This window comes from Nocardia sp. NPDC060220 (assembly GCF_042727815.1).
GTDB lineage: Bacteria > Actinomycetota > Actinomycetes > Mycobacteriales > Mycobacteriaceae > Nocardia.
Genome location: NZ_JBHWZY010000640.1, coordinates 1 through 4,074, shown reverse-complemented (window position 1 = coordinate 4,074; position 4,074 = coordinate 1). Strand labels below are relative to the sequence as shown.

General features: G+C 66.7%; 4 protein-coding genes. 2 read left to right on the top strand and 2 right to left on the bottom strand.

The genetic code is table 11. From position 1 onward, the window contains the following. Positions 1 to 283 precede the first annotated feature (283 nt). Complete coding sequence (locus ACFWF3_RS26850) at positions 284 to 1,540, top strand: mannosyltransferase (RefSeq protein ID WP_379316145.1); 1,257 nt, start codon at positions 284 to 286, stop codon at positions 1,538 to 1,540. 3 nt (positions 1,541 to 1,543) lie between these two features. Here ACFWF3_RS26850 and ACFWF3_RS26845 read toward each other — a convergent pair whose 3' ends face one another. Together ACFWF3_RS26845 and ACFWF3_RS26840 are read right to left on the bottom strand one after the other, a co-directional pair. Further along, positions 1,544 to 1,831, bottom strand: coding sequence for a 4a-hydroxytetrahydrobiopterin dehydratase (locus ACFWF3_RS26845; protein WP_301903181.1), 288 nt, complete (start codon positions 1,829 to 1,831; stop codon positions 1,544 to 1,546). Positions 1,832 to 1,852: 21 nt separating this feature from the next. Next, the gene (locus ACFWF3_RS26840) at positions 1,853 to 2,029 is read right to left on the bottom strand and encodes a hypothetical protein (RefSeq protein WP_194826542.1); all 177 of its coding nucleotides are present in this window, start codon (positions 2,027 to 2,029) and stop codon (positions 1,853 to 1,855) included. A 125-nt stretch (positions 2,030 to 2,154) separates the two neighbouring features. Here ACFWF3_RS26840 and typA point away from each other — a divergent pair, with 125 nt between their 5' ends. After that, the gene (gene typA / locus ACFWF3_RS26835) at positions 2,155 to 4,056 is read left to right on the top strand and encodes a translational GTPase TypA (RefSeq protein ID WP_358064503.1); all 1,902 of its coding nucleotides are present in this window, start codon (positions 2,155 to 2,157) and stop codon (positions 4,054 to 4,056) included. Positions 4,057 to 4,074 lie beyond the last annotated feature (18 nt).

Here is a 4,074-nt window from a genome sequence, read left to right as displayed (position 1 = left end):
ATCCTCGGCTACGAAGCACTTGTCTAGCCGTCCTTACCTCGGTTTTGCGATGGGCGAGGGTTGTCGACCCCAACATGTCGGGGGTCACTCTAAGGACAACGCTGCCGTGTTGTACAGCCGCCGGGCCCTGAGCGGATCACCGGCCCAAACCATGTTCATCGACGCTAGCCCTGACCGGTGTTACACCTGGGGATGTTGATGCAAATGTTATCCATGGTGTCGGGGTGGCCGGTGGCCGCCGGTGGCGCGCGGGCGCCTGGTTAAAGTAGCGGAGCACCGCGAAATGGCGCGCGACGCCACCCATCCGACCGAAAGCCTGGCCTTGAACCGACACCTCCGATGGGCTCTCGCGCTGCTCGGACTGTCCGTGCTCGCCAGGCTGGCCTGGATGCTCTTCGCCCCGAACGGGCTCAATGTCGTCGATCTGCACGTGTACGTCGACGGCTCGGCCTCGCTGCTGACCGATCGGCTCTACGACTTCACCTACTCCGAGGTGACGCCGGACTTCCCGCTGCCGTTCACCTATCCACCGTTCGCGGCGCTGGTGTTCTTCCCGCTGCACTATCTGCCGTTCACACTGGTGGCGGTCGGCTGGATGCTGGCCACGGTGGCCGCGCTCTACGGCGTGATCCGGATCAGCTTCGAACTGCTCCTCGGCGCGGCGAAGGCGAAGCAGACGCCGTGGATCACCGCGGCCGTCGGCTGGACCGCGCTCGGCGTCTGGCTGGAGCCGGTGCGCACAACGATCGACTACGGCCAGGTCAATGTGTTCCTGGTGCTCGGCGCGATGCTGGCCGTCCGCAGTGCGCGGTGGTGGATCTCGGGCACCCTCGTCGGCGTGATCGCCGGCATCAAGCTGACCCCGGCCATCACCGGTCTGTACTTCGTGGCGCGGCGGCGCTGGGCGACGGTGCTGTGGTCGGCGGGGGCCTTCGGGCTGACCGTCGCTGTGAGCTTTCTCATCAATGCCCACGAGGCGAAGCGCTATTTCGGCACCCTGCTCGGCGACGCGGACCGGATCGGCCCCGTGGGCTCGGTGTGGAACCAGTCGCTGCGCGGCGCGCTGAGCCGCATCCTGGGTTACGACGTGCAGTCCGGGCCGTGGTGGCTGGCCGCGGTCGCGGTCACGGCGGTGCTGGCGTTCTGCGCGTGGCGCACCCTCGGCCCCGACGACCGGCTCGGCACCCTGGTGCTGGTGCAGCTGTTCGGGCTGATGATCTCGCCCATCTCCTGGTCGCACCACTGGGTCTGGCTGATCCCGACCGCGCTGTGGCTGCTCTACGGGCCGCTGCGCGACGAGCGGGTCGCGCGGATCATCGCCGGGTTCTGGGTGCTGACGATGTTGGTGGGCGTGCCGTGGGTGCTCTCGTTCGCGCAGCCGACGATCTGGACCATCCCGCGCCCGTGGCCGCTGGCCTGGCTCGGCGCGGTCGACGTGATCGGCGTGTTCGTGCTGTTCGGCTGGCTGATCTGGCGCGGTCGTGAGACCTTGCGCGCTCAACTCCCCGGCCGTCGCACGGCCGAGGTGCCCGCGAGCTGACGCTCAGCCGACGAGGTCGTCGATGGTGTGCGCCATCGCCGTATCGAGCGCGGTGAGCCCACCCGCCGAGTGCGTACTCAGCGTGAAACGCAGTGTGCGCCAACGGATATCGATATCGGGATGATGATCGGCAGCCTCGGCCGCGGTGGCGACCTTGCGTACCGTCTCGATGCCGGCGAGGAAACTCGGTGCCTGCACCGTGCGGGTGATCGCGTCACCCTCGCGTGACCACTCCGGCAGGGTGGCCAGCGCGATGGTGAGTTCGGGGGCGGAGAGCAGCGGAGTACTCATACTTCGGTTGTACCCTTCCGCCTACTTGGCACGCGCCAGCTTCAACGCCTTTTTGAGATCTTTACCGCATGTTCCGGCGGCCTCGGCCTTCTTCATTCGCATGATGACGACGGGGCATTTGAAGCAGCGCGTCTTCTTCCTGCAGCACTTTTTCTTCGGCTTCAGGCTCGAGACCTTCTTCGCCTTCACCTTGCCCATGGGAGTTAGCGTAACCTAAGTACAAAGCCTGACACGAGGTCGCGGCGAAGCTACCGGTAGGGTGTAACAGGCCGCGATGCCAGATGAATGCGCGCCAAATACATCAACAGCAGGAGGATTGAGGCGTGTCGTCTTCACGCGATTTTCGCAACGTCGCCATCGTGGCCCACGTCGACCACGGCAAGACGACGCTGGTGGACGCCATGCTTCGTCAGTCGGGCGCGTTCGCTGAGCGAGCCGAACTGGTCGACCGAGTCATGGACTCCGGTGATCTCGAGCGCGAGAAGGGCATCACCATTCTCGCAAAGAACACCGCCGTCCATCGCCATAACCCCGACGGTTCTCTCACCGTCATCAACGTGATCGACACCCCCGGCCACGCCGACTTCGGTGGCGAGGTCGAGCGCGGCCTGTCCATGGTCGACGGTGTCGTGCTGCTCGTCGACGCGTCCGAGGGCCCGCTGCCCCAGACCCGTTTCGTGCTGCGCAAGGCGCTGGCGGCGAAGCTGCCCGTGATCCTGGTCGTCAACAAGACCGACCGCCCGGACGCCCGCATCGCCGAGGTCGTCTCCGAGTCGCACGACTTGCTGCTCGACCTGGCCTCCGACCTCGACGACGAGGCCGCCGAAGCCGCCGAGCTGGCGCTGGATCTGCCGGTTCTCTACGCCTCCGGCCGTGAGGGCAAGGCGTCGAAGGTCGAGCCGGAAAACGGTTCCGCACCCGACGCCGAGAACCTCGACGCCCTGTTCGAGGTGCTGATGGACTACATCCCGGCGCCGAAGAGCAACAAGGACGCGCCGCTGCAGGCCCACGTCACCAACCTCGACGCGTCGGCGTTCCTCGGCCGTCTGGCCCTGGTCCGCATCTACGCGGGCGAGCTGCGTAAGGGTCAGAACGTCACCTGGATCAACGCCGACGGCGCCAAGACGGTCAAGATCACCGAGCTGCTCCAGACGATCGGTGTCGAGCGTCAGCCCGGCGAGGTCGCCGAGGCCGGTGACATCGTCGCCATCGCCGGTATCCCCGACATCATGATCGGCGACACCCTCGCCGATCCGGAGAACCCGGTCGCACTGCCGCGCATCACCGTCGACGAGCCCGCCATCTCGGTGGTCATCGGCACCAACACCTCGCCGCTGGTCGGCCGGGTGCAGGGCCACAAGCTCACCGCCCGCATGCTCAAGTCGCGCCTGGATTCCGAGCTCATCGGTAACGTCTCGCTGCGCGTGCTCGACATCGGCCGTCCCGACGCCTGGGAGGTGCAGGGTCGTGGTGAGCTGGCGCTGGCCATCCTGGTCGAGCAGATGCGCCGTGAGGGCTTCGAGCTCACCGTCGGCAAGCCGCAGGTGGTCACCAAGCAGGTCGACGGCAAGACCCACGAGCCGTTCGAAGAGCTGACCATCGACTGCCCCGACGAGTACCTGGGCGCGATCACCCAGCTGCTGGCCGCCCGCAAGGGCAAGATGGTGCAGATGAGCAACCACGCCGCCGGCTGGGTGCGCATGGAGTTCATCGTCCCCTCGCGTGGCCTGATCGGCTTCCGCACCGTGTTCCTCACCGAAACCCGCGGCACCGGCATCGCCAACGCCGTCGCCCACGGTTACGCCCCGTGGGCCGGTGAGATCCGCGCCCGCCACACCGGTTCGCTGGTGTCGGACCGCGCGGGCACCGTCACCCCGTTCGCGATGATCCAGCTGGCCGACCGTGGCCAGTTCTTCGTCGAGCCGGGCGCCGACACCTACGAGGGCATGGTCGTGGGTATCAACCCGCGTGCCGAGGATCTCGATATCAACGTGACCCGCGAGAAGAAGCTGACCAACATGCGCAGCGCCAACGCGGACACCTTCGAGACCATGGCCAAGCCGTTGCAGCTCGACCTCGAGCTGGCGATGGAGTTCTGCACCGAGGACGAGTGCGTGGAGGTCACCCCCGAGGTGGTCCGCGTGCGCAAGCTGGTGCTGGGCGCCAACGAGCGGGCCCGCGACCTGTCGCGTCGCAAGGCTCGCGACAAGGCCGCCGCGAACTAGTCGGCAGTAGTTTCGAAC